This is a genomic window from Variovorax sp. ISS6 (assembly GCF_056523145.1).
In genome coordinates this window covers 1-24,369 of the sequence record NZ_JAWRZC010000002.1, presented here as the reverse complement: position 1 = coordinate 24,369, position 24,369 = coordinate 1, and the positions used below count along the sequence as shown (strand labels likewise).

Here is a 24,369-nt window from a genome sequence, read left to right as displayed (position 1 = left end):
TGCGCGCGTTCAGACCAGCGGCTCGCCCGCGCCCGTGCGCTCGACGATCAGGCGGTAGTGCTCGGGGCGGCGGTGCTTGGCGAAGTTGAACACGTGCTGGCGGAAGTACTCGCCCAGCGACATGTCGGCCTTCACGCAGATCACCTCGTCGTCTTCCGTGAGCGAGCGCGCCACGATCTCGCCCGTGGGCGCGACGATGGCCGAGCTGCCGATCATGTGGTGGCCGTCTTCCGAGCCGCACTTGGCGGCCGCCGCCACCCAGATGCCGTTCTGGTAGGCATTGGCCTGCAGCGACACCAGGTGCGTGGTGGTGCGCAGGTGCACCGGCTCGTTCCAGTGGATGTTGAGCGAGGGCGTGTTGTAGCCCAGCACCACCACCTCGGCGCTCTGCAGCGCCATCACGCGGTAGGTCTCGGGCCAGCGCCGGTCGTTGCACAGGCACATGCCGAAGCGCGTGCCCATGGTGTCGAAGACGCGGAAGCCCAGGTCGCCGACCTCGAAGAACTTCTTCTCCAGGTGCTGGAACGGCGCCTCGGGCTTGTGCTCGGAATGGCCGGGCAGGTGGATCTTGCGGTACTTGCCGACGATGGCGCCCGCGCGGTCCACGATGATCGCGGTGTTGTAGCGCGTGCCCTCGGGCGTCAGTTCGGCATAGCCGAGGTAGAAGCCCAGGCCGAGCTTCTTCGCCTCGTCGAACAGCGGCTGCACCTGCGCATTGGGCATGGCCGGCTCGAAGAAGCGGGCCTCGGCCTCGGCCTCATCCATCCAGTAGCGCGGAAAGAAGGTGGTGAGCGCGAGCTCGGGGAACACGACCATCTCGGCACCGCGACCCTTGGCGTCGCGCATCAGCTCGACCATGCGGCGCACGACCGCCTCGCGGGTGTCCGCCAGATGTACCGGGCCCATCTGGGCGACGGCCAGGCCCAGGGTACGTTTGCTTGTCATCATTGCTTCCTCAATCAGCGTTGGTGGTTGTAGTGGACAGGCGCCTCAGGCGGCCTTGGGGTTGGGTCGGCGCTGGCGTTTCTCCAGCCGCCCCAGCAGCACGACCAGCGGCCACAGCAGCGCGAGATAGATCAGCGCGGCCAGCACGATGGGCGTGGGGTTGTAGAGCATCGATTGCGCGGAGCGCGCGGCATACAGCATCTCGGGCACCGACACCACGCTGGCGATGGTGGTGAGCTTCACCACCTCGATCATGTTGCTCACGAGGTCGGGGAACACGTTGCGCACCGCCTGCGGGATCTCCACGAACAGCAGGCTGGCCGGGCGGCCCATGCCGGTGGACAGCGCGGCCTCGCGCTGGCCGCGCGGCACCGACTCCAGGCCCGCGCGCAGGATCTCGCCGAAGTAGCTCGAGTTGTTGAGCATGAAGCCCAGCGCCACGCAGGCCATCGGCGAGAGCTCCATGCCGAGGTAGGGCAGGCCGGTGTAGAGGAAGATCAGCAGCACCAGCGGCGGGAAGGCGCGGAAGAAGTCGATGTAGACCACGAGCAGCGCGCGCACCAGCCGGTTGCGGATCACGAAGCCGGCCAGCGCCAGCACCATGCCGGCCGCCAGCCCGAGCGGGATCACCCAGGCCGACAGCAGCAGCGTGTTGAGCAGGCCCTGCAGGATGTAGGGCCCGACCTCGCGCACCACGCCGAGGTTGAAGAAGTACTGGAGGATGAGTTCCATGGAGGGCTCCGTTCGGCGGCGTCAGTGGCGGCCCGCGCCGTGGCGCCGCTCGATGTAGCGCCCGGCGACCACCACGGGCAGGAAGATCACGAGGTAGCCCAGCGCGCCCATCATCAGCGGCGTGGGATTGCCCGCGAAGCTGGTGGCCGAGGTGGCCTGGTTCAGGATCTCGTTGAGCGCGGCCACCGAGCCGTAGGCCGTGCCCTTGGTGATGGCGATCACGCGGTTGGTCAGCGGCGCCACCATCAGCCGGCACGACTGCGGCAGCAGCACGTGCACCATGGCCTGCGTGTGGCTCAGGCCGGTGGAACGCGCGGCCTCCATCACGCCGCGCGGCTGCGACTCGATGCCGGCCCAGAACACTTCCTCCGAAAAGGCCGCGAGCACCAGCGTCAGGGCCAGCCAGGTCGAGGCGAAGGCGCCGAGCGACACGCCCAGGAAGGGCAGCGCGTAATAGAGCAGGATGATCAGCACCAGCGGCGGCAGCGCGCGCAGGATGTCGACCAGCGTCGACACCAGCAGCGGCAGCCCGCGCACCGGCAGGCTGCGCAGGTAGGCCAGCACGATGCCCAGCGCCAGGCCGGCGGCGATCACGGCCAGGCCCAGCTCGATCGTCACGCGCGCGCCGTCCAGCACCTGGGGCAGGTAGCGCGCGGCGATGTCGCCGTTGAAGAAGGTGAAGACGAGCTTGTCGAACTGCATGCGGCGCTTCCGGTCGGTCGCTCAGAGCGCGCGGCTGCCGATGCTGGCGATGAAGGCCGCGGTGCGCGCATGCACCGGCGCCTCGAACACCTGCGCGGGCGAGCCCTGCTCGACGATGACGCCGCCGTCCATGAACACCACGCGGTCGGACGCCGCCTTGGCGAAGCCCATCTCGTGCGTCACCACCACCATGGTCATGCCGTCGGCGCGCAGCTCGCGCATCACCTGCAGCACGCCGCCGACCATCTCGGGGTCGAGCGCGCTGGTCGGCTCGTCGAACAGCACCAGCGCGGGCTTCAGCGCGATCGAGCGCGCGATGCCCACGCGCTGCTGCTGGCCACCCGACAGCTGGGTGGGGCGCACGCGCGCCTTGTGTTCCATGCCGACGCGCGCGAGCGCCTCCATGGCGCTGTGCTCGGCCGCGTCGCGCGCCATCTTCTTGACCTTGCGCAGCGCCAGCGTCACGTTGCCCAGCACGTCGAGGTGCGGGTAGAGGTTGAAGGCCTGGAACACCATGCCCACGCGCTCGCGCAACCGGTTCAGGTTGGCGCCGCGCGCATAGATGTCATGTCCTTCCACGCGCACCTCGCCGCGGCTGGCGTCCTCCATGCGGTTGCAGCAGCGCAGCAGCGTGCTCTTGCCCGAGCCCGAGGGCCCGATCACCGAGACCAGCTCGCCCGCCTGCACGTCGAGGTCGATGCCGTTGAGCACGGGAACGCTGCCAAAGGATTTGTGCAGGTTGCGGACTTGCAGGAGCGGGGAAGACGTCACGGCGATGCTCGGCTTGTGGGGGACTGGGTGAACGGGAAGGGCAGGGACGCGCTTACTTGCAGACCGGCTTGGCGCTCGTGGCCTCGTAGCCGAACAGGCCCGGGATGCCGTGGCCGGCCGGCGAGACCACCGTGGCCGAGTCGGCCGCCGGCTCGGCGCCGAACCACTTCGTGTGCAGCTTCTGCAGCGAGCCGTCGAGCTTCATGCACTTGAGCACGTTGCTCACCTGGTCGCGCCCGGCCTTGTCGTCGATGCGGAACGGAATGGCCCAGACCGAGCCGGTCTTGATGACGAAGGTGGTCTTGATCGCCGGCGTGCTCTTCACGGCCCAGGCCGAGGGCGTGACGCCCGCCAGGTTGGCGTCGCCGCGGCCCGAGATCACGGCCTGCACCGCGTCGGCGTTGGTGCCGTAGACGGCGATCTCGTAGCCGTACTGCGCCTGGTTGTTGCGCGCCCATTCCTCGGGGCCCGAGCCCTTGTTCACGGCGATGGTCTTGCCCTTGAGGTCTTCCAGGCGCTGGATGTCGTTGCGATCCTTCTTCACGACCAGCGTGAAGTTGTTCTCGAGGTAGCCCTCGGTGAAGAGCACGGACTTCGCGCGTTCGGGCGACACCGTGGTCGGCGCCATCAGGAAGTCGAACTTGCCCGCGTTGAGCGCGGGGATCAGCGCCGAGTACTGCGCGCCCTCGATCTCGATGCGGCGGCCGAGACGCTTGGCGATCTCCTCGCCGAGCTCGACGTTGAAGCCCTGATAGCCGCCGCTGAGCTTGGGGAAGGCATGCGGCGGGAAGTTGGGATCGACGCCGGTGCGCAGCGGCGCGGGCTGGGCGGCGGCGCCACCCGCGATGAGGGCGAAGGCCAGCGGCGCCAGCAGGGACTTGAGGTGACGGAACATGGGCTTTTCTCCAGAAATAGTCGCGGTCGGAACGGCGGGGTTCGCGGGGTGCGAACTGCATCGCCGTGGTGTGCGGCGGCCATGCGACGAATTATTTCGAGCGGGAAAAGCGGCGTCGATTGATGCTTTGTGCGGCGTCCTTGCGCGTGGGTTAACACCTGGCCTCGGGCTGGTGCACCATGCTGGCGCACGCCTACATGCGGTGCGAATCGCATGCTATTGGGGCATTCCCTGGCCCGCGGCGGCGGGCCCGCCGGTCAGTCCTCCTGCACCTGCGGCGCGGCGAGCCCGCGCTGCATCAGCACGCTGCGCAGGGTGCGCGCGAAGGCTTCGGCGGCCGGCGAGAGCGGGTCGGTGCGCAGGTGCACGAGGTGCGCGACCAGCGGCTCGATGCCTTCCACCGGCAGGATGCGAAAGCGCGCGTCGGGCCAGGCCTGCAGCGAGAACTCGTCGACCAGCGCGATGCCCGCGCCCAGGTGCGTGAGCGCGCAAGCGTTCTGCGGCGAACCCACCTCGAGCATGGTGCGCGGCACGTTCTCCTGCGAGGCGAAGAAGTGGCGCACCAGTTCGCCGAAGGGCGTGCCGCGCGGGTACGACATCAGGTCGTAGGGCAGCAGGTCCTGCGCGCCGACCGCGTTGCGCGCGGCCAGCGGATGCGTGCGCGGACAGATGCACACGATGCGGCAGCGCGCGACCGGCATCGTGATGAGGTTCGGATGGTCCACCGCCTCGAGCGAGATGCCGAGGTCGAAATGCCGGCTCAGCAGGCGCTCGCGCAGCAGGTCCTGGTTGAGGCACTTGAAATGCACGCGCGTCTCGGGGTTGGCCTGGTGGTAGTGCGCGATCGCCATCGGCACCAGCATGTGGCCGATGCCCGGGCTCGACACCACGCTGATCAGGCCCGAGCGGCGCGCCGAGAGCTCGTGCGTGAGGTCGCTGATGCGCTGCACGCCCTGGTAGACGTCCTCGACCTCGTGGTACAGGCGCCGCGCCTCGGCCGTGGGCGACAGCCGGCCCTTGATGCGCATGAAGAGCGGAAAGTTGAGCTGGGTCTCGGTGTGCGAGAGCACCCGGCTCACGGCGGGAACGGACACATGCAGCAGGCGGGCGGCATCGCTCACGGAGCCGGTGGCCATGATGGCCCGGAACACTTCGATTTGGCGCAGATTCATGGCGCGGAACTTTAGCGCTACATCGCGCCGCCCCTGGAACCGCGCCGCGGCCGGCTACTCCTGCAGCGCCGCCTGCGTGTGCTCGATGTGCTTCTCGAGCAGTTCCACCGCCAGCGGGATGTTCTTGGCGATGCAGGCCTTGAGGATCTGCGAATGCTCGGACTGCGAGGACTTGCGCCCCACCTTATGCGACTGCAGGGCGCGCAGGTGGCGCGCGATGCCGCGCACGCTTTCCTCGATCATCCTGAGCAGCTTGTCGCGCCCGCAGGGGCGGTAGAGCGTCAGGTGGAACTCGAGGTTGAGGTCGGCCCACTCTTGCGGCGATTCGCTGCCGTCGTAGCGCGCGATGATCTCGCGCGCGGCGCGGTGGTCGGCGGGGCGCAGGTGCGGGATCGCGAGCTTGAGCGCGCGGGTCTCGAGCGCGATGCGGATGTCGAGCGCCTCGACCAGGTCCTTGATCGACTGCGACGCGACGGTCGAGCCCGCGTGGGCGCGGTGCTCGATCAAGCCCTCGGCCTCGAGCCGCTTCAAGGCCTCGCGCACGGGGATGCGGCTGACGCCGAAGCGCTCGGCCAGCGCCTGCTGCTTGAGCTGCACGCCGATCCCCAGTTCGCCGCTCAGGATCAGTTGCCGCAAGGATTCCGTGACGGAATCGGCCGAGAGGATCTGCTCGCCGGTCGGTGCCTGGGCCACCATTCGAACTCCCTTGTTGTCTTCGCCATGAACTGCGGGGATTCTACGGAAGATCCCATTTCGGATCCCTCGGACGAGGGGGCCGGGACATCCTGTATAGCCGGCGGCCGCGGCAGCGGTTAAAAATGAGATCCTGAATTGGATCCAATATGGAACGCTTCTTGCTCGCCGTTTTTCCTGAAGTTCGGAAGGGGCCTGCCAGGCGACGAATGTGTGCGTTGCGCCCCACATTGGATCCAATCCTGAATTCAATCATGGAGCCATTTGTAGGTATTTGCCCTTGATTTGCCCTCGTGCCCGTTGCGGTGGAAGCGAATGGCTGCCTAACATCTGTACCTGTCTATACATCAGTAGACAAAGCCCAATCATCTTTCTGGAGAGTTCATGTCCGAGTCGAGTTATCTGAGCGGCGCCTGCGTTTGGTCGGGTGCCGAGATGGGCCAAAACGATCGGTGGGTCAAACAGTTTCCCGCCGTCGTTCTGGATCAAATCGATACTGCGTTGCAAAAGACCGAGGGCCTCGACTGGCGCCGGATCGACCGCCAGAACTTCCCGCTGCCCGATGCCAAGGCCTTCTTCGACGAGGTGCGAGAAGAACTCGAGAACGGCTCGGGCATGGTCAAGATCCGCGGCCTCGAGGTGGGGCGCTACCAGCAGGAAGAGCTGCGCCGCATCTGGTACGCGCTGGGCGCGCACCTGGGCACGCCGATGTTCCAGAACTACCGCGGCGAGGTGATGCGCGAGATCAAGGACGAGGGGATGGGCGTCGGCGCCAAGCTCTACGGCGCGACCGTCGACGAGCATGGCAAGCAGTTCCTCTCGTCGGGCGCGCGCACGCTGTCGCCGGGACAGCTGCGCTTCCACACCGACCGCTGCGACGTGGTCGGGCTGCTGTGCGTGCGCCAGGCTTCCGAAGGCGGCGTCAGCAAGCTCGCGAGCAGCGCGACGGTCTACAACCGCATCCTCGAGCGCCGGCCCGACCTGCATGCGCTGCTGTGCCAGCCGATTCCGCGCAGCCGCTTCGGCGAGGAAGCCGGTGGCGAGCACGTGGCCTACGACCTGCCGATCTTCGGCGTGCGCGACGGCAAGCTCACGAGCCACTTCTCGCTGACCTACATCGAGAATGCGCAGATGCTGCCCGGCGTGCGCAAGCTCGGCGAGGCCGAGCACGAAGCCATCCAGTTGCTGATGCAGGTGGCCGAGGAGGAATGCTTCGAGATGCGCTTCGCGCCCGGCGACATCCAGCTGCTCAACAACCACGTGATCTACCACGGCCGCACCGCCTTCAAGGACAACGTGCAGACCGGCGAGGACCGCATGCTCATGCGCCTGTGGCTCTCGGTGCCCAATTCGCGCGCGCTGCCGCCCGACCATGCCGTGCTGTGGGGCGATGTCGGTTCGGGCAAGCCGCACGGCGGCATCGCGCAGCCCGCGGCGGCGCTGCCCGCCTGAACCCGCGCCCTGGCCGGCGCCCGGCCAGGCCCTGGATCCCTGTCTTCGCCGCAGGACCTCCTTTGCAAGGGGGTGCTGCCTTCTGCAACTTGCGTGCGTTCTCGCTGGAGGTTCCCATGAATGGATGGATGCGATGGCTGGCCGTGGCTTTCATGGTCTGCACGGCCGGTGCCGCGTCGGCGCAGGACTGGCCGAGCCGGCCGATCCGCTTCGTCGTGCCCTGGCCGCCCGGCGGACTCAACGACACCATCGCCCGCGCGTTCAACGACCGCGTCGGGCAGGCGCTGGGGCAGCCGGTGGTGCTGGACTTCAAGCCCGGTGCCGCGGGCCGCATCGGCGTGTCGGACGTGGCGCGCTCCGCGCCCGACGGCTACACCGTCGGCATGGGCAACCTCGGGCCGCTGACGATCCATCCGGTGCTCTACAAGCAGATGCCCTACGACGTGAAGAAGGACCTGCTGCCGATCGCGATGTTCGCCGCCTCGCCGCTGGTGCTGGTGGTGCCCGTCACTTCGCAGTTCAAGTCGGCGCGCGACCTGGTCGAGGCGGCGCGCGCGAAGCCCGGTGCCTACAACTTCGCCTCGGTGGGACTCGGCAGCCCCGCGCACCTGACCTTCGAGCTCGTGAACGCCAAGGCCGGCATCCAGATCGTCCACGTGCCCTACAAGGGCACCAACGAAGCCCTGCCCGCGGTCATCGCGGGCGACGTGCACGCCACCTTCGACACGCTGTCGAGCCTGCAGCCCTTCATCAAGGCCGGCAAGCTGCGGCCGCTGGCCGTCACCACGGCCGAGCGCGTCGCGCAGTTCCCCGACGTGCCGACGCTCAAGGAGCTCGGCCTGCTCGACGACCCCGTGCTGTCCTGGTATGCGCTGATCGCGCCGGCGCGCACGCCCGCCGCGATCGCCGCGAAGCTGTACAAGGCCTATGGCGATGCCGCTCAGACCCCGGAGATCCAGAAGCTGCTGGCCGCGCAGGGACTGATCTACCTGCCGATGTCCTCGGCCGAATTCCAGGCCGGCATCGACAAGGAGACCGCCCGCTGGGGCCGGATCATTCAAGACCACCGCATCGAAGTCACGCCCTGAACGCCACGCACACCGCCGCCCGGACCGCTTTTTTCCCTCGATTCCAACCAACCCAACGGAGCCCCGACATGACATCCCCCAAGCGCCAGCGAACCACGTCCCACGCCAGGCCCATCGCCTCGGTACTCGCAGCCCTCCTCGTGAGCGCCGCCTCGTTCGCGGCTTCCGCGGCGCCGGACTACGGCAAGTGCGAAGTCACGGGCCAGCGCGGCTCGGTGAAGCTCGAGACCGTGGTGCCGGGCGCGCTGTCCGTGCGGCCCGTGCTGCCGTCGCCGGGCTGGTGGAACGGCGACTCGATCGACACCATCAAGGACGGCTTCGAATACTGCATGGCCGCCAACATGGCCTACCGCGCCGGCCTCGACAAGGTGGTGGTGGTGAACCGCTCGTTCGCGCAGATCCTCACGGGCCAGGCGCAGGGCTTCGACATCGCGCTGAGCCAGATCACCATCACCGACGAGCGCAAGAAGGTGGTGAACTTCACCGAACCCTACTTCAGCTCGGACCAGGGCATCCTCGTGAAGGCCGGCGTCAAGGTCGACAAGGAGAGCATCAGGAAGCTGCGCCTCGGCGTGAAGCAGGGCACCACCATCCTTGGCTACCTCGCCGACAACGTCAAGCCGGTGGAACAGCCCAAGGTCTTCGCCGAGGCGGCCCCGATGTACGCGGCGCTGGCGGCCGGCCAGGTCGACGCCGTGCTCTACGACACGCCCAACCTGCTGGCGCGCGCCAAGCAGTCGAACGGCCTGTTTGAGGTGGTCGGCCGCTACGACACGGGCGAGCGCTGGGGCGGCCTCGTCAACAAGGACTCGCAGAACATGGCGACCTTCAACAAGCTGATCGACGAGATGAAGCGCGACGGCACCTTCGCCCGCCTGGCGAACCAGTACCTGACGCCCAGCCTCGGCGCCGATCCCACCAAAGTGCCCGTCTTCTATCCCTGAGACCCGACCATGAACAGTGCAACCCAGCAATCCGCCGGCCTGCCTTCGCCCGTCGCGGGGCAGGAGCGCCGCCTGAACATCGGAGGCATGCCGAAGGTGCCGCTGATGCTCTTCCTCTTCGCGCTGGCGGGCGTGATCCTGGTCGTCGCGGCCAGCTGGTACACCCTGCAGTCCCTGCGCGAGGCCCTGCGGGGCAGCGCCTGGGACGGCTGGTGGATCACGGCCGGGGCCGGGGTCCTCGCGCTCGCGTCGCTGGCCGTGGTCCGGCCGCTCGCGCGCGCCTTCCAGCGCTGCCGCGGCGTGCGCGCGGCGGCGGGCCGCATGGACATCGTGGCGGCGCGCATCGAGCGCTCCGACGCCTGCGTGCAGAGCTGGATCGCGCTCGGCCACACGCTGGCGCAGTTCCTCGTGGTGCTGGGCTTCCAGTTCCTGCTGGCCAACAACCAGGCGGTCGCCAAGACCTTCTTCCTGGTGCCGCTGATCGTGAAGACCTTCCCGCTGGTCCTCGATGCGTTCTGGGTCAACGTGAAGATCTTCCTGATCGCCGAGGTGCTGGTGCTGGTCTGGGGCCTGATCGTGGCGCTCGCGATGTTCGCGCCCGGGGCTGCCGGCAAGCCACTGCGCTTCATCGCCACGGCCTATGTCGACGTGTTCCGCTCGATTCCCGCGGTGCTGGTGATCTACCTGGTCGGCTTCGGCCTGCCGTTGACGGGCGTGCCCATCCTCAAGGACCTGTCGCTCACGACCTATGTGGTGATCGCGCTGACCCTGACGGTCGGTGCCTACGTGGCCGAGATCTACCGCGCGGGCATCCAGAGCGTGCACTGGAGCCAGACGGCCGCCTCCCGGTCGCTCGGGCTGTCGCACATGCAGACGCTGCGCTTCGTGGTCGTGCCGCAGGGCGTGCGCCAGATCATTCCGCCGCTGCTCAATGCCTTCATCGCGCTGCAGAAGGACACCGCGCTGGTCAACGTGGTCGGGGTGGTCGACTCCTTCAACCAATCGATGATCGTGGCCTCCAACTACTACAACCTGTCGGCCGCGACCACCGTCGCGCTGCTCTTCATCGTCATCTCCATCCCGCAGACGCGCTTCGTGGAGCGCATGGCCCGCCGCGATCGCGCCCGCATGCGCGCTGGCAACGCATAAACCGAGTCCCCACACATGTCCTTCATCGAGATCAGGGAAATTTCGAAGTCCTACGGCGAGCTGCCGGTGCTCAACCGGCTGGCGATGGCGGTCGAGGAGCACCAGGTGGTGAGCCTGATCGGTCCCTCGGGCTCCGGCAAGTCGACGCTGCTGCGCTGCATCAACGGGCTGGAGCCCATCGACGCGGGCGAGATCCGCGTGCACGGCGACCGCATCACCGGGCCGGGCGTCGACGTCAACTCGCTGCGGCGCGACATCGGCATCGTGTTCCAGGGCTACAACCTGTTCCCGCACATGACCGTGCTGCAGAACGTGACGCTGGCGCCGATCCAGGTGCTCAAGCAGTCGAGGGAAGAGGCCGAGGACCGCGCGATGGCACTGCTCAAGCGCTTCAGCCTCGCGCACAAGGCCAGGGAATATCCCGACCGCATGTCGGGCGGCCAGCAGCAGCGCGTGGCGATCGTGCGCGCGCTGGCCATGGACCCGATGGTGCTGCTGCTCGACGAGATCACCTCGGCGCTCGATCCCGAGCTGGTGTCGGAGGTGCTCAACATCGTGCGCGACCTCGCCAACGAAGGCATGACCATGCTGCTGGCCACGCACGAGATGGGCTTCGCGCGCGAGGTCTCGTCCAAGGTCTGCTTCCTGTGCGACGGCGTCGTCTGCGAGGAAGGGCCGCCCGAGCAGATCTTCGGCGACCCGCGGCAGGACCGGACCCGTTCGTTCCTGCGCAGCATCAAAGAGGCGAAGCGCATCTAGATGAGCGACCGAAGCGCCCGCCGGCCGCGCCGCGACGCTCCGGACGAGGAGGGCGGCCGTGGCATGCTCGAGGGAATGACGACGACCCTGCACGAGCGAATCAAGGCCCATGTGACGCAGGGCATCCTCGACGGCACCTGGCAGCCGGGCCAGCGGCTGCCTTCGGAGCTGGAGCTGGTCACGCAGTTCGGCGTCTCGCGCATGACCGTCAACAAGGCGTTGCGCGAGCTCGCGAACGCGGGCCGGATCGTTCGCGTGGCGGGGGTCGGCACCTTCGTGGCGGAGAAGAAGCCGCAGTCCACCCTGCTGCAGATCGCCAACATCGCGAGCGAGATCCGGGCCCGCGGCCACGAGCACCGGTGGCGCGGCCTGTCGCGCGAGCGCGTGGCGGCCGCGCCCGACATCGCGGCCTGGCTCAACATGCTGCCGGGGCAGTCGATCTTCCGGCTGCAGAGCGTGCACCTCGAGAACGGCGTGCCCGTGCAGCTCGAGGACCGCTACGTCAACCCGAAGATGGCGCCGGCCTTCCTCGACCAGGATTTCTCGGACATCACGCCGGGCGAATACCTGCTCTCGCTGGTGCAGGCCGATCTGGTCGAGCATGTGGTCGATGCCGTCATGCCGACGGCGGAGCAGGCGCGCATCCTCGAGATGAAGCCCACCGAGCCCTGCCTGCAGCTGACGCGGCGCACCTGGCTGCGCGAGGTGCCCGTGACCTGGGTGCGCTGCCTGAACCCGGCCTCGCGCTACAGCCTGGGCAGCCGGTTCCGGCCCTCGCCCTGAAGCCCGCCGGACCGGGACACGCGATGCGACTCGACGAACAGGTGCAGGCGTGGCTCACGCGCACGCCCGGGCTGATCGAGACCCTGTTCGACCGGTTGCCCGACGTGCTGTTCTACGTCAAGGACCAGCAGGGCCGCTACCTCTGGGCCAACCAGACGCTGATCGACCGCGCCGGCCTGCAGGACGGCGAGAGCGTGGCGGGCAAGACCGCGGACCAGCTGTTCCCGGCCTCCGGCCTCAGCACGGTGGCGCAGGACCTCGAGGTCATCGACAGCGGCCGGCCGATGCGCGAGCTGTTGCGCATGTACCAGACCTGGCGCGGCGACCGCTACTGGTGCCTGAGCTCCAAGTTCCCGCTGCTCGATGCCGACGGCCGCATCGTCGGCCTGGCCGGGCTGTCGCGCGACCTGCCGCGCCCCAACGAGCGCCATCACAGCTACCGGCGGCTGCGGCGCTTCCTGGATTTCATCGACGCGGGCCTCGACGGACCGGTGCTGATCGCCGAGGCGGCCGCCCATGCCTCGGTGTCGATGGACACGCTGGCGCGCCTGGTGCTCGAGGTCTTCCACGTGACGCCCAAGCAGTTGCTGATGAAGAAGCGCATCGACAAGGCCTGCCAGCTGCTCGAGGAGACGCCGGCCTCGATCACGGAGGTGTCGGCCGCCTGCGGCTATGCCGACCACAGCGCCTTCTCGCGCCAGTTCAAGGTGGCGACGAACATGACGCCGGCGCAGTACCGCGCCTCGCGCCGCGACTATGCAGAAAACCGCAACCCGGCGCGCCGTGCGTTCTAGCTGCGCCTGAGCCCGGCGCTCAGAATTCGCGGCATGAACTGCCTGATCGTTTATGCCCACCCCGAACCCGCATCGTTCAACGGCGCACTGAAGGACGTCGCTGTTCGAGAGCTCGAGCGCATGGGCCATTCGGTGGTCGTCAGCGATCTCTACCGCATGGGCTGGAACCCGGCGCTGGGCCCGGCCGATTTCGAGGGCGGGCGCGCGAACGCCGACTATCTCGATCTCTCGCGAGAGCAGGAACATGCCTTCGCGGCCGGCACGCAGCACCCCGCGGTGGCGGCCGAGCAGGCGAAGCTGGCGGCGGCCGACTTCGTGCTGCTGCAGTTCCCGCTGTGGTGGTTCTCGATGCCCGCCATCCTCAAGGGCTGGGTCGACCGCGTGCTGAGCCGCGGCTTCGCCTACTCGGCGGGGCGAAAGTACGAGACCGGGCATTTCAGGGGCAAGCGCGCGATGCTCAGCATCACGACCGGCACGGCCTCCACGCTCTACGAGCCGAACGGCATCGACGGCGATCTCCATCACGTGCTCTGGCCGATCCACAACGGCATCCTGGCCTATACGGGCTTCACGGTGCTGCCGCCCTTCGCCGCCTGGATGCCCGCGCGGCTGTCGCCGCGGGAGCGCCAGGCCTGCCTCGATGCCCATGCCGAGCGCCTGCGCGGCATCGAGCGCATCGAGCCGCTGTTCTTCCATCCCTGGAGCGACTACGACGAATCGCAGCGGCTCAAGCCGGGCGTGGTGGCGCGCTCGGGCGTGCAGTGGAATCCGCGCGCCGGCCAGAGTTTCGAGGACTCGGCGTCGGCCAATGCCTGAGCGTACTGTGCAGGAAACCCGCATGTCCTCCGCCCAATCACCGCGCGTCGACATCGTCGGCGGCGCCATCATCGGCAGCTTCTGCGCCTGGTCGCTGCGCCAGGCCGGCTTCGCGGGACCGATCACCGTGGTCGAGAAGGATGCCTCGTACCAGTTCTCGTCGACGGCGCTGTCCGCGGCCTCGATACGCACCCAGTTCGGCACGGCCGCGAACATCCGGATGAGCCTCTACGGCGCCCGGATGTTCCGCGACATCAAGGCCGTGTTCGGCGACGAGGCAGACATCGGCTACCGCGAGCGCGGCTACCTGATCCTCGGCGGCCACGACCAGGTCACGCAGCGGCTGGAAGCCGTGCGCATGCAGCGCAGCCATGGCGCCGACATCCGGGTGCTCGATCCCGGCGAGCTGGCCGCGCGCTATCCGGGCGTGGACTTCGGCGACGTGGGCATCGGAACGCTGGGCGTGCAGCACGAAGGCTGGTTCGATGCCTGGAGCCTGCTGTCCGAGGTGCGCCGCGCGGCGCGTCGGCTGGGCGTGGACTACGTGGAGGCGACGGCCAGCGGCTTCCGTACCGACGGAGCGCGCGTGAGCGGCGTCGAGCTGTCGAACGGCGAAGTGCTGGCCTGCGACTTCTGCGTGCTGGCCGCGGGCGCGCTCTCGGGCCGCCTGGCCGCCTTGCTGGACATCGCGCTGCCGGTGGTGCCGAAGAAGCGCACCGTGTTCTCGTTCAAGACGCCGTTCAAGGCGAGCGAGCTTCCGATGCTGTTCGATTCGAGCGGCATCTGGGTCCGGCCCGAAGGGGAGGGCTTCATCGGCGGCATCCAGCCCCCGGCCGAGATCGACGGGGACGCCGACGGCGACTTCGAACCGCACCACGACCTGATGGAGTCGCTGTTCTGGCCCCTGCTCGCCAAGCGCATCCCGGCCATGGAAGAACTGCGCCTGCAACGCGCCTGGGCCGGCCACTACGAGGTCAACACGCTCGACCACAACGGCGTCGTCGGTCCGCATGACGAGCTCGGCAACCTGATCTTCGCGACCGGCTTCTCGGGCCATGGCGTGATGCACGCGCCGGCGGTCGGCCGCGGCGTGGCCGAGCTGATCACGACGGGCGCGTTCCGCAGCATCGACATGAGTCCCCTGGGCTGGGCGCGCATCCGCAGCGCCACGCCCTTGTTCGAATCCATCGTTTACTGAAAAGGAGATCGCCATGAGACTGGCAGGCAAGGTGGCAGTGGTGACGGGCGCCGCGCGCGGCATCGGGCGCGCGACGGCGGAACGGCTTCTGGCCGAGGGCGCGAAGGTGGTCGTGTCGGACATCGACGCCCAGACCCTCGAGAAGACGGCCGCCGAGATCGGCCCGGCCGCCAACGTCTTCGCGGTGCGCGCCGACGTCTCGAAGAAGAGCGAGGTGGTCGGCCTGGTCGAGGCGGCGGTCCGGCATTTCGGCAGCCTCGACATCATGGTGAACAACGCCGGCATCGCGCCGGTGGTGGAGTTCCTCGATGTCACCGAGGAGATGCTCGACCGCGTGCTCGACGTCAATCTCAAGGGCGCTTTCTACGGCACCCAGGCGGCGGGCCGCGAGATGGTCGCGCGCGGCAAGGGCGGCGTGATCATCAACATGTCCTCGATCAACTCGGGGCTGGCCAATCCCAACGTCGCGCCGTACGCGATCTCCAAGGGCGGCATGAACCAGGTGACCTCGACCGCGGCGGTGGCCTTCGCGCCGCACGGCATCCGCGTGGTCGGCGTCGGGCCCGGGACCATCATGACCGACATGGTGGCCGGCGCCTTCGTGCAGAGCGCGGGCAACCATGCCATCCTCTCGCGCACGCCGCTGGGCCGCTATGGCCAGCCCTCCGAGATCGCCTCGGTGGTCGCCTTCCTGGCCAGCGACGATGCCTCCTACATCACCGGCGAAACCATGTACGTGGACGGTGGCCGGCGCGTGCTGAACTACGTGGTCCCGGTCAAGGGCTGAGCGATGGCGCATCCCTTCGCCAAGCTGCATCACCTCTGCATCGTGGTGCACGACATCGACCGGACGCAGGCCTATTACGAGGCTATCGGCATCGGCCCCTGGACCGAATACCCGCCGCTGGCCGAATACGAGGAACTCGAGGCGCCCAGCAAGCCCGGCTTCCTCGCGCTCAAGTACCGCGTGTGCAACCTGCCGACCGTGCAGCTCCAGCTGTGCCAGCCCGGCGACGAGCCGACGCCGCAGCGGCTGCACCTGGACAGCAAGGGCGAGGGCGTGTTCCACGTCGGCTTCGAGGTGCCGGACGCCGATGCCGCGCAGGCGCAGGCCACGGCGCTGGGCTTGCCAGTGCTGATGCGCGGGCGCCGCGCGAACCGCACGGGCTTCACCTACTACGACAGCGCCGACGGCGCGGGCGTCACGCTGCTCACGCGGGCGACCCACCATCCGGGCAAATAGCAGCGAGGAGCGGGCCATGCGGATCGATCTGAATTCCGACCTGGGCGAGGGCTATGGCCCGTGGACGATGGGCGACGACGCGCAGATCCTCGACTGCGTGACCAGCGCCAACATCGCCTGCGGCGGCCATGCGGGCGATGCGGAAACCATGTACCGCACCCTGCGTCTGGCGGCGGAGCGCGGCGTGAACGCCGGCGCCCATCCGGGCTACAACGACCGCGAGGGCTTCGGACGGCGCGTGATACCGATGCCGCCCGCCGAGATCGGCCGCATGGTCGTGGCGCAGGTCGGCGCTCTGGTGGCGATGGCCCGGCTCGCGGGCACCGCGGTGCGCTACGTCAAGCCGCATGGCGCGCTCGGCAATCTCGCGGCCGCGGACATGGGCGTGGCCCAGGCCATCGTTTCGGCGCTCGAAAAGATCGGCCCCGCGCTCGCGATCCTCGCCATCTCGGGCACCTGCCTCGAGCGGGCCGCGCGCGCACAGGGGCTGCGCGCCTTCTCGGAGATCTTCGCCGACCGTGCCTACCAGCCCAATGGCCAGTTGGTGCCGCGCGGCCAGCCGGGCGCGGTCCTGCACGATGCCGAGGCGGCCGCGGACCGGCTGATCGGCTTCGTGCGAACCGGGAAGATGCCGGTGCAGGGCGCCGACCCCATCGCCTTGAAGGCCGACTCGGTCTGCGTCCATGGCGACAACGCCGAATCGGTCGAGATGGCGCGGCACATCCGCCAGCGGCTGACGGCCGAAGGGATCGTGCTGGCCCCGTTCCTCGGATAGCCGCCGGTATGTCGACGCCGGAATGGCCGCGCTATGTGCCGGTCGCGGACCACTCGCTGCTGGTGTCCTTCGCCGATGCGATCGCCGACCCGGCCAGCGCCGCGGTGCTCGCGCTCGACCGGGCCCTGGCCCATGCGCCGCCCGAGGGCCTGCTCGAATGCATCCCGGCCTTCGTCAGCCTGTTGATCGTCTTCGATCCCCTGGTCACCGATCACGCGCGGATCCGGGAGGCGGCCGAGACGCTGCAGCGCGATCCGCCGGCCGGCCCGCCGGCGGGAGAAGCGCGCGAGGTCGAGGTCTGCTACGACGACGACTTCGCGCCCGACCTCGAAGCGGTGGCACGGGCTTGTGGCCTGGGCATCGACGCGGTGATCGACCTCCACCTGCGCGGCGACTACCGGGTGCGCATGTACGGCTTCGCGCCGGGCTATGCCTACATGTCGGGCGTGCCGCCGCGGATCCAGGTGCCGCGCAAGCCCTCGGCCCTGCGCGACATCGCCGCGGGCAGCGTGCTGATCGCGGGGCCGCAGTGCCTCGTCACCACGCTGCAGATGCCCACGGGCTGGTCGATCGTCGGCCGCTCGCCCACGCGCATCCTGACGCGCGACGACAGCGCGCCCTTTCTCTTCGGCGTGGGCGACCGCGTGAAGTTCAAGCGCATCGGCCGCGCGCAATACGAAGCCAGGCTGGAGAACGAAAGCCATGGCTGAAGCCAGGCTGCGCGTGCGCGCCTGCGGCCCGCTGGTCACGTACCAGGACGGCGGCCGACCGGGCATGCTGCGCTTCGGCGTGCCCGCCTCGGGCCCGATGGACCGGCTCGCGCATGCCGCGGCCCATGTCGCGCTCGGAAACCCGGCGGATGCCACCGCGATCGAGATCTCGCTGGGCGGACTGGAGCTGCTGTGCGAAGCGGGCGAGGTGAGCTGCGGCATCGCCGGCGGCGAGTTCCAGGCCCGCCATTCGGGCGCGGCGACGGGTTCGTGGTGCGTGCGAACGCTGCGCGCGGGCGACACGCTGTCGATTCGTCCGGGCCGCTGGGGCAGTTGGGCCTACCTGGCTTTCAGCGGCGAGCCGGTGTGCGAGCGCTGGGCCGGGCACAGCGCCACGCATTCGGCATCGGGTCTCGGCGGCGGCAGCTTGGTGCCGGGCGCCGAGATCGTGTTGCGCAATACGCAGGTCGTGCAAGAACGCGAGGGAGACCGCATAGCGCCCGCGCTGGCCGATCCGCGCCCGCTCGTGCGCGTCGTGCTGGGGCCGCAGACCGACAGCTTCGAGGCCGCCTCCGTCGCTGCGTTCCTCGAAGCGGGCTTCTCCGTCACGTCCGCCCGCGACCGCATGGGCATGCGCCTCGCGGGGCCGACGCTGGCCTTGAAGGATGCCTTGTCCATTCCCTCCGAGCCGATCGTGCGCGGCTCCATCCAGGTCGGTGGCGACGGCGTGGCCTCGGTGCTGCTGGCCGACCACCAGACCACCGGCGGCTATCCGAAGATCGCCACCGTCCTGTCCTGCGACCTCGATGGCCTGTCGCAGCTCCGGCCCGGCGACGGGCTGGGCTTCCAGGCCGTGGACCCTGCAGAGGCGATCCGGCTGGTGCGCCTGGAAGCGCCGCCGAGAAGCCGCTTCCTGCAGGCGATGGCCCAACCGCCGGGCAGCCTGCCGGACCGCCTGATGGCCGAGAACCTGATCAGCGGCGTCGTGCTGGCATAGCGCGCCTCATGCGCCGAGCCAGCGGCCCTCGGGCCAGGCACCGGCATCGATCGCGCGCCGCGCCTCCCGCGTGAGCACGTCGACCGCGCAGCGCACATGCCGCGCGATCGGCCGGTTGACGGGCAGGGCCAGCACGACGGTCCGGCGGATGCCGGGATCGGCCAGCGGCGCGCCCCTGAGCTTCTGCGTGCGCAGGTCCTCCGCGACCGCGATCGGCGGCAGGATGGTCAGGCCATGGCCGCCGAGCACCAGGCTTCTCTGCACGCTCAGCGCATTGGTCTCGGCCGACAGGTCGAGCGTCACCTGGGCCACGGCGCAGGCATGCTCGACCAGCGTGCGGATGCCATGCGGCGCGCTCGGCAGCACCAGCTTGTGGCCCGCGAGTTCGGCCAGCGCCACCGGCCGGTCGGGCCGCAGCTTGCTGCTCTTCGGGCCGATGACCCACAGCGCCTCCTCGATCAGCGGCGTGGTCTGGATGTTGGGCGAGCGCTCCGCGCCATAGAGCAGCGCGGCATCGACCTCGCCCGATTCGAGCCAGCGCAGCAGCGTGCCCGCGTAGCCCATCGCGATGCGCACGCGGATGCCCGGGTAGTCGGCCGCCAGCGTCGCCACCAGCGGGCTCGAGAGGATGTCGATGGTGCTCGGCAGCAGCCCCAAGGTGACCAGCCCGCCGATGCTGTTGTCGACGGTGCCGATCTCGGCCCGGGCCCGGTCCAGCTCGAGCAGCGCGCGGCGCGCATAGCCGACGAGCGCCAGCCCCGCATCGGTCAGCACCATGCCGTGGCGCTCGCGTTCGAACAGGGGCGCGCCGATGTCCTCCTCGAGCAGGCGGATCTGCCGCGACACCGCGGGCTGCACGAGGTGCAGCACCTCGGCCGCGCGCGTGACGTTGCCGGTCTCGACCACCGTGAGAAAGGCGCGCAGTTGCTTCAGGTCCATGTGGTTGCCTCCATGCGCAAACGTGATCGTGGAATCTCGAATTTCTATTTCACATTCTCAGGCATCAAATTCTATGATTTCTGGCACTTTCACACCCTAAGACAACCCATGAACCAGACCACCCAGGCCGCCCCCGACTGGCAGCAGGCCGCCTTCCGCGTGCTCAAGGCGGGCGGCGTGAGGCAGATCGCCTACGTGCCCGACGCCGGCCATTCGCATGTGATCCGCAGCGCCATCGCCGACCCCGACATTGAGGACGTGGTGCTGACCACCGAGGAGGAGGGCGTGGCGCTGGTGAGCGGCGCCTGGCTCGGCGGACAGCGCGCCGTGCTGCTGATGCAGAGCAGCGGCGTGGGCAACTGCGTGAACATGTTCTCGCTGCTGCAGGCCGCGGACTTCCCGTTCTTCACGCTCGTGACCATGCGTGGCGAATACGCCGAGTTCAATCCCTGGCAGGGTCCGATGGGCAAGGCCACGCAGGCCGCGCTCGAGCTCATGGGCATCCACGTGCTGCGCGCCTCGAAGCCCGAGGAGGTCGAGGAGATCGTCAGCGCGGGCTTCGATGCCGCCTTCGAGGCCGGCGAGAAGGTCGCCGTGCTGCTGGGACAGGAACTGATCGGCCGCAAGAAGTGGGAGCGCAAGTGATGAACACGAAGACCCCGGCGCAGCGCGCCGACCGCCGCGAATTCGTGGCCAAGCTGATCGCCGCCATTCCCGATGCCCTGATCGTCACGGGCCTGGGCTCGGCCTCCTACGACGTGTTCGCCAGCGGCGACCGCGAGCGCAACTACTACCTGTGGGGCGCCATGGGCGGCGCCGCCTCGCTGGGGCTGGGCCTGGCGCTCGCGCAGCGCGACAAGTCGGTGGTCGTCATCACCGGCGACGGCGAGCAGCTGATGGGCATCGGCAGCCTCGGCACCATCGGCGTCAAGCAGCCGAAGAACCTCAGCATCGTGATGCTGGACAACGGCCATTTCGGCGAGACCGGCATGCAGCGCAGCCACTCGAGCCTGGGCGCCGATCTGGTGGCGGTGGCCAGGGGCTTCGGCATCGCCGATGCGTTCTCCGTGAGCAGCATCGATGCGTGCGAGGACCTGGCCGAGCGCATCAACGCCCGGCGGCAAACCACCTTCGCGCAGGTGTTCATCGATGCCAACGAGCCGCCGCGCGCACTGCCGCCGCGAGACGGCTCGTACATCAAGAACCGCTTCCGCGCCGCGCTGGGCTTCGCGCCTTTCTGACGGGCGAGCCATGCAACGCTATTCATTGCACATCGGCGGCGAGGCCTGCGAGCCGCACGGCGGCACCTGGTTCGAGACCCAGAACCCCTTCACCGGCGAGAGCTGGGCGCAGATCCCGCGCGGCGACGCGCGGGACGTCGACCGGGCCGTGCGCGCCGCGCACCAGGCGCTGACCAGCGGGCCCTGGTCGGAACTGACCGCGACGCAGCGCGGCGCGCTGATGCGCAGGCTCGGCGACCTGATCGCGCGCGACGCGGCCCGGCTGGCCGCCACCGAGGTCCGCGACAACGGCAAGCTGCTCGCGGAGATGCGCGGCCAGCTCGACTACCTCCCGCAGTGGTTCTATTACTACGGCGGCCTGGCCGACAAGGTGCAGGGCAGCACGCTGCCGCTCGACAAGAAGGGCTACTTCGCCTTCACGCGCCACGAGCCCGTGGGCGTGGTGGCCGCCATCACGCCCTGGAACTCGCCGTTGCTGCTGCTGGCCTGGAAGCTGGCGCCGGCGCTGGCGGCGGGTTGCACCGTGGTGGCCAAGCCCTCCGAGTTCACCTCGGCCTCGACGCTCGAGTTCGCGCAGCTGTTCGAGGAGGCCGGCTTTCCTCCGGGCGTGTTCAACGTGGTGACGGGCTTCGGTGCCGAGGTCGGCACGCCGCTGGTCGAGCATCCGCTGGTGGCCAAGATCAGCTTCACGGGCTCGGATTCGACCGGCCGCCTGATCAACGAGCGGGCCGGGCGCCTCTTGAAGCACACGGCCATGGAGCTGGGCGGCAAGTCGCCCAACGTGGTGTTCGAGGACGCCGACCTCGAGCAGGCCGCGTTCGGCGCGATTTCGGGCATCTTCGCCGCCACCGGCCAGACCTGCATCGCCGGCTCGCGCCTGCTGGTGCAGGCCAGCATCCACGACGCCTTCGTCGAGCGCCTGCTGGCGGTGGCGCGCACCGCGCGCATGGGCGACCCGATGAGCGCCGACACCCAGGTCGGCCCGGTCACCACACCGCCGCAGTACCGCAAGGTGCTCGAGTACATCGACATCGCGCGCGCCGAGGGCGCGACCGCCGTGCTGGGCGGCGCCAAGGGCACGGGCCCGGAGTGCGGCACGGGCTGGTTCGTGCAGCCCACCATCTTCACGGGCGTGCCAACGGCATGCGCATCGCCCAGGAGGAGGTGTTCGGTCCCGTGCTGTCGGTGATCCGCTTCAAGGACGAGGCCGACGCGCTGCGCATCGCCAACGACGTGCGCTTCGGCCTCGCGGCGGCGGTGTGGACGCAGGACATCGGCCGCGCGATGCGCATGTCCGAGAAGCTGCAGGCCGGCACGGTGTGGATCAACACCTACCGCGCCGTGAGCTTCATGGCCCCGTTCGGCGGCTACAAGGACTCGGGCCTGGGCCGCGAGAACGGCATCGACGCGGTCCGCGAGTACCTGCAGACCAAGTCGGTGTGGATCAACGCCGGCGCGGCGACGGGCAATTCCTTTGTCATGCGCTGAGGGCGTTGACGGCGCCGAGGCTCACAGGAACAGGAACGCCGCCGCGGCCACGGCGGTGGGCCCCAGCGCACCCAGCAGCAGACCGCCCGCGCCGATGGTCTCGTCGGCGAAGCCGCGCTTGAGCAGCGCGACGCCCGCGGGATTGGGCGCGTTGGCGATCACCGTCAGGCCGCCGCCGGCCACGGCGCCCGCCACCAGCATGTACTTCGATTCGTCCGAGATGCCGACGATCAGCGAGCCCAGGTATGTGAGGGCGGCGTTGTCGGTGACGGCGGTGAGGCCCAGCGCGCCGAGGAACAGCGCGACGGGTGCGAGCTCCGAGACGATGGGCTGCAGCCACCACTGCTGCATGCCGCCCAGCACGACCAGGCCCGCGAGAAAGAAGCCGACCAGCAGCGCCTCCTTCACGATCAGCGGGCTCTGGTGGCGCTCGTAGGCCTGGGTGAAGCCGAGGAACATCAGGAACAGGCCGAGGAACACCACGGGATGGTGGGCGAACAGCACCACGCCCGCGAGCAGGCCCAGGTGCACCGCGACCACCGGCAGCGGAACGCGCGCTTCGGGCGCCGCGCCCGCGTCGCCCCTCGCGGACTTCAGATGCCCGCGCAGCACCCAGGTGGCGACGGTGGCGTTCAGCAGCACCGCGAGCGCGGCCTTCCAGCCGAAGCTCGCGAGCATGAAGGCGCTGTCCCATTGCCAAGTGGTCGCCACCATCAGCACCGGCGGCGCGGCATAGGAGGTCAGCGTGCCACCGATCGAGATGTTGACGAACAGCACGCCCAGCGCCAGGTACTTCACGGCTTCCGGCACGCGCGGCCGGAAGATCTGGGGCGCGAGCATCAATGCGGCGATGGTCATGGCGGCCGGCTCGGTGATCAGCGAGCCGAGCAGCGGCACCGCCGCGACGCCCAGCCATGCGCGCGCGACCGGCGTGGGCACGGGCGCGATGCGCGCGAGGGCATCGACCAGCGACATCGCCGTGCGCAGCACGGGGCGCGAGGCCGCGATCACCATCACCACGAAGACGAACAGCGGCTCGGTGTAGTTGCGCGACTCGGCGTAGTCGAGCGCGGTGCCGCCGCCGGCGAGCAGCGCCATCGAGACCACCAGCACGATGGCCCAGAAGCCGAACACGACCTCGACTTCACCGAGCAGGTGGAACAGGCCGGCGTGGCGTGGATAGCGGTGGGAGAGGCGCTCGAACTGCTTGGCGCTGAAGGTGTGGAGCAGGGCGACGGCAAAGATGGCCGCCGCGATCCACTGGATCGGGGTGTGGGACATGGAATTCCTCGACGAGGCGAAACCGCGAGGCGGCCCGACCTGCGCAAATCCTGGAATGCCTGAAACGGCAGCCCACCCGGGAGGAATTTTACCCGATGGGTTCGGGCCGCCGCTCAGATGAACGGCACGCCGCCCGTCACCGGAATCGTCGCCCCCGAGATGTAGCTGCCTTCGTCGGAGGCCAGCAGCACGTAGACGGCCTGCAACTCGCGCGGCTGGCCCGGGCGCTTCATGGGCGTCTGCGTGCCGAACTCCCTGACGTTGCCGGCCGGCAGGGTCGAGGGAATCAGGGGCGTCCAGAAGGGGCCGGGCGCCACGCAGTTCACGCGAATGCCCTTGTCGGCGAGCAGTTGCGCCATGCCGCCCGACAGGTTCTGGATCGCGCCCTTGGTCGCGGCATAGGCCACGAGCGTGGCGTTGGGCTTGTCGGCGTTGACCGAGGCGGTGCTGATGATCGAGCTGCCGGGCTTCATATGGGGCACCGCAGCCTTGCAGAGATAGAAATTCGCGTAGACGTTGGTGCGGAAGGTGCGGTCGAACTCTCCGGCGCTGATCTCCTCGAGCGACTTGTGCGACATCTGGAAGGCGGCGTTGTTCACCAGCACGTCGATGCGCCCGAAGTGTTCGAGCGTGCTGGCCACAAGAGCCTGGCACTGCGCCTCCTCGCGGATGTCGCCGGGTGCGAGCACGCAGCGGCGACCGGCGCCCTCGACCAGGCCGCGGGTGACCTGGGCATCGGATTCTTCCTGGGCCAGGTAGGAGATCACCACGTCCGCGCCTTCGCGGGCGAAGGCCAGCGCGA

At 69.0% G+C, this 24,369-nt stretch carries 26 protein-coding genes and 1 pseudogene; 17 read left to right on the top strand and 10 right to left on the bottom strand.

Annotated features, from left to right (window positions below; translation table 11 throughout):
* Positions 1-9: 9 nt before the first annotated feature.
* The 7 genes from AC1HIL_RS32135 to AC1HIL_RS32105 form a co-directional block, all read right to left on the bottom strand.
* The gene (locus AC1HIL_RS32135; RefSeq protein WP_057593079.1) at positions 10-945 is read right to left on the bottom strand and encodes an N-carbamoyl-D-amino-acid hydrolase; all 936 of its coding nucleotides are present in this window, start codon (positions 943-945) and stop codon (positions 10-12) included.
* Between the two features lie 45 nt (positions 946-990).
* A complete protein-coding gene (locus AC1HIL_RS32130) occupies positions 991-1,677 on the bottom strand; it encodes an amino acid ABC transporter permease (protein WP_057593062.1) in 687 nt (228 codons plus the stop codon).
* A gap of 21 nt (positions 1,678-1,698) precedes the next feature.
* Positions 1,699-2,379: an amino acid ABC transporter permease gene (locus AC1HIL_RS32125; protein ID WP_261213147.1), complete on the bottom strand. Its 681-nt coding sequence runs from the start codon at positions 2,377-2,379 to the stop codon at positions 1,699-1,701.
* A 21-nt stretch (positions 2,380-2,400) separates the two neighbouring features.
* A complete protein-coding gene (locus tag AC1HIL_RS32120; RefSeq protein WP_057593060.1) occupies positions 2,401-3,150 on the bottom strand; it encodes an amino acid ABC transporter ATP-binding protein in 750 nt (249 codons plus the stop codon).
* A gap of 52 nt (positions 3,151-3,202) precedes the next feature.
* The gene (locus AC1HIL_RS32115) at positions 3,203-4,045 is read right to left on the bottom strand and encodes a transporter substrate-binding domain-containing protein (protein WP_261213144.1); all 843 of its coding nucleotides are present in this window, start codon (positions 4,043-4,045) and stop codon (positions 3,203-3,205) included.
* 257 nt (positions 4,046-4,302) lie between these two features.
* Positions 4,303-5,217 carry a LysR family transcriptional regulator gene (locus tag AC1HIL_RS32110; RefSeq protein ID WP_057593058.1) on the bottom strand — a complete coding sequence of 305 codons (915 nt, stop codon included), beginning with the start codon at positions 5,215-5,217 and terminating at the stop codon, positions 4,303-4,305.
* Between the two features lie 54 nt (positions 5,218-5,271).
* Positions 5,272-5,913: a GntR family transcriptional regulator gene (locus AC1HIL_RS32105; RefSeq protein WP_057593057.1), complete on the bottom strand. Its 642-nt coding sequence runs from the start codon at positions 5,911-5,913 to the stop codon at positions 5,272-5,274.
* 498 nt (positions 5,914-6,411) lie between these two features.
* On the opposite strand from AC1HIL_RS32105, the gene AC1HIL_RS32100 reads away from it, so the two are divergent.
* From AC1HIL_RS32100 to AC1HIL_RS32035, 14 genes are all read left to right on the top strand, one after another.
* The gene (locus AC1HIL_RS32100; RefSeq protein ID WP_261213141.1) at positions 6,412-7,362 is read left to right on the top strand and encodes a TauD/TfdA family dioxygenase; all 951 of its coding nucleotides are present in this window, start codon (positions 6,412-6,414) and stop codon (positions 7,360-7,362) included.
* 116 nt (positions 7,363-7,478) lie between these two features.
* Complete coding sequence (locus AC1HIL_RS32095; RefSeq protein WP_057593078.1) at positions 7,479-8,450, top strand: Bug family tripartite tricarboxylate transporter substrate binding protein; 972 nt, start codon at positions 7,479-7,481, stop codon at positions 8,448-8,450.
* A gap of 68 nt (positions 8,451-8,518) precedes the next feature.
* Entirely contained in the window at positions 8,519-9,394 is an 876-nt protein-coding gene (locus AC1HIL_RS32090) for an ABC transporter substrate-binding protein (RefSeq protein ID WP_479669233.1), read from the top strand.
* Positions 9,395-9,403: 9 nt separating this feature from the next.
* On the top strand, positions 9,404-10,543 hold the full coding sequence (locus AC1HIL_RS32085) for an amino acid ABC transporter permease (RefSeq protein ID WP_479669234.1): 1,140 nt from the start codon (positions 9,404-9,406) through the stop codon (positions 10,541-10,543).
* Positions 10,544-10,558: 15 nt separating this feature from the next.
* The gene (locus tag AC1HIL_RS32080) at positions 10,559-11,302 is read left to right on the top strand and encodes an amino acid ABC transporter ATP-binding protein (protein WP_057593053.1); all 744 of its coding nucleotides are present in this window, start codon (positions 10,559-10,561) and stop codon (positions 11,300-11,302) included.
* Between the two features lie 63 nt (positions 11,303-11,365).
* Positions 11,366-12,085 carry a histidine utilization repressor gene (gene hutC / locus AC1HIL_RS32075; protein WP_057593077.1) on the top strand — a complete coding sequence of 240 codons (720 nt, stop codon included), beginning with the start codon at positions 11,366-11,368 and terminating at the stop codon, positions 12,083-12,085.
* A gap of 23 nt (positions 12,086-12,108) precedes the next feature.
* On the top strand, positions 12,109-12,879 hold the full coding sequence (locus tag AC1HIL_RS32070; RefSeq protein ID WP_479669235.1) for an AraC family transcriptional regulator: 771 nt from the start codon (positions 12,109-12,111) through the stop codon (positions 12,877-12,879).
* A gap of 33 nt (positions 12,880-12,912) precedes the next feature.
* Entirely contained in the window at positions 12,913-13,695 is a 783-nt protein-coding gene (locus AC1HIL_RS32065; protein ID WP_422099044.1) for an NAD(P)H-dependent oxidoreductase, read from the top strand.
* A gap of 22 nt (positions 13,696-13,717) precedes the next feature.
* Positions 13,718-14,893 (top strand): NAD(P)/FAD-dependent oxidoreductase, encoded by a 1,176-nt coding sequence (locus tag AC1HIL_RS32060; protein ID WP_479669236.1) that lies wholly within the window; start codon positions 13,718-13,720, stop codon positions 14,891-14,893.
* A 13-nt stretch (positions 14,894-14,906) separates the two neighbouring features.
* On the top strand, positions 14,907-15,680 hold the full coding sequence (locus AC1HIL_RS32055) for an SDR family NAD(P)-dependent oxidoreductase (RefSeq protein ID WP_479669237.1): 774 nt from the start codon (positions 14,907-14,909) through the stop codon (positions 15,678-15,680).
* Positions 15,681-15,683: 3 nt separating this feature from the next.
* Positions 15,684-16,136 (top strand): VOC family protein, encoded by a 453-nt coding sequence (locus tag AC1HIL_RS32050; RefSeq protein ID WP_479669238.1) that lies wholly within the window; start codon positions 15,684-15,686, stop codon positions 16,134-16,136.
* 16 nt (positions 16,137-16,152) lie between these two features.
* Positions 16,153-16,911 (top strand): LamB/YcsF family protein, encoded by a 759-nt coding sequence (locus AC1HIL_RS32045; RefSeq protein WP_479669239.1) that lies wholly within the window; start codon positions 16,153-16,155, stop codon positions 16,909-16,911.
* 8 nt (positions 16,912-16,919) lie between these two features.
* On the top strand, positions 16,920-17,621 hold the full coding sequence (locus tag AC1HIL_RS32040; protein ID WP_479669240.1) for a 5-oxoprolinase subunit B family protein: 702 nt from the start codon (positions 16,920-16,922) through the stop codon (positions 17,619-17,621).
* Positions 17,614-18,618 (top strand): 5-oxoprolinase subunit C family protein, encoded by a 1,005-nt coding sequence (locus AC1HIL_RS32035; protein ID WP_479669241.1) that lies wholly within the window; start codon positions 17,614-17,616, stop codon positions 18,616-18,618. Before AC1HIL_RS32040 ends, AC1HIL_RS32035 begins: the two co-directional genes overlap by 8 nt.
* A 6-nt stretch (positions 18,619-18,624) precedes the next feature.
* On the opposite strand, the gene AC1HIL_RS32030 is transcribed toward AC1HIL_RS32035, so the two are convergent.
* Positions 18,625-19,557 carry a LysR family transcriptional regulator gene (locus AC1HIL_RS32030; RefSeq protein ID WP_479669242.1) on the bottom strand — a complete coding sequence of 311 codons (933 nt, stop codon included), beginning with the start codon at positions 19,555-19,557 and terminating at the stop codon, positions 18,625-18,627.
* Between the two features lie 108 nt (positions 19,558-19,665).
* Between AC1HIL_RS32030 and AC1HIL_RS32025 the strand changes: the two genes are divergently transcribed.
* The 3 genes and pseudogenes from AC1HIL_RS32025 (at position 19,666) to AC1HIL_RS32015 (ending at position 22,286) form a co-directional block, all read left to right on the top strand.
* Positions 19,666-20,202 carry a thiamine pyrophosphate-binding protein gene (locus tag AC1HIL_RS32025; RefSeq protein ID WP_057593044.1) on the top strand — a complete coding sequence of 179 codons (537 nt, stop codon included), beginning with the start codon at positions 19,666-19,668 and terminating at the stop codon, positions 20,200-20,202.
* Positions 20,202-20,798 carry a thiamine pyrophosphate-dependent enzyme gene (locus AC1HIL_RS32020; protein ID WP_479669243.1) on the top strand — a complete coding sequence of 199 codons (597 nt, stop codon included), beginning with the start codon at positions 20,202-20,204 and terminating at the stop codon, positions 20,796-20,798. Before AC1HIL_RS32025 ends, AC1HIL_RS32020 begins: the two co-directional genes overlap by 1 nt.
* 10 nt (positions 20,799-20,808) lie before the next feature.
* A pseudogene (locus AC1HIL_RS32015) lies at positions 20,809-22,286 on the top strand (aldehyde dehydrogenase).
* Between the two features lie 21 nt (positions 22,287-22,307).
* Here AC1HIL_RS32015 and AC1HIL_RS32010 read toward each other — a convergent pair.
* Together AC1HIL_RS32010 and AC1HIL_RS32005 are read right to left on the bottom strand one after the other, a co-directional pair.
* The gene (locus AC1HIL_RS32010; RefSeq protein WP_479669244.1) at positions 22,308-23,567 is read right to left on the bottom strand and encodes a putative Na+/H+ antiporter; all 1,260 of its coding nucleotides are present in this window, start codon (positions 23,565-23,567) and stop codon (positions 22,308-22,310) included.
* 113 nt (positions 23,568-23,680) lie between these two features.
* The coding region (locus tag AC1HIL_RS32005) for an SDR family oxidoreductase (RefSeq protein ID WP_479672796.1) at positions 23,681-24,369 on the bottom strand (689 nt) is incomplete at its 5' end.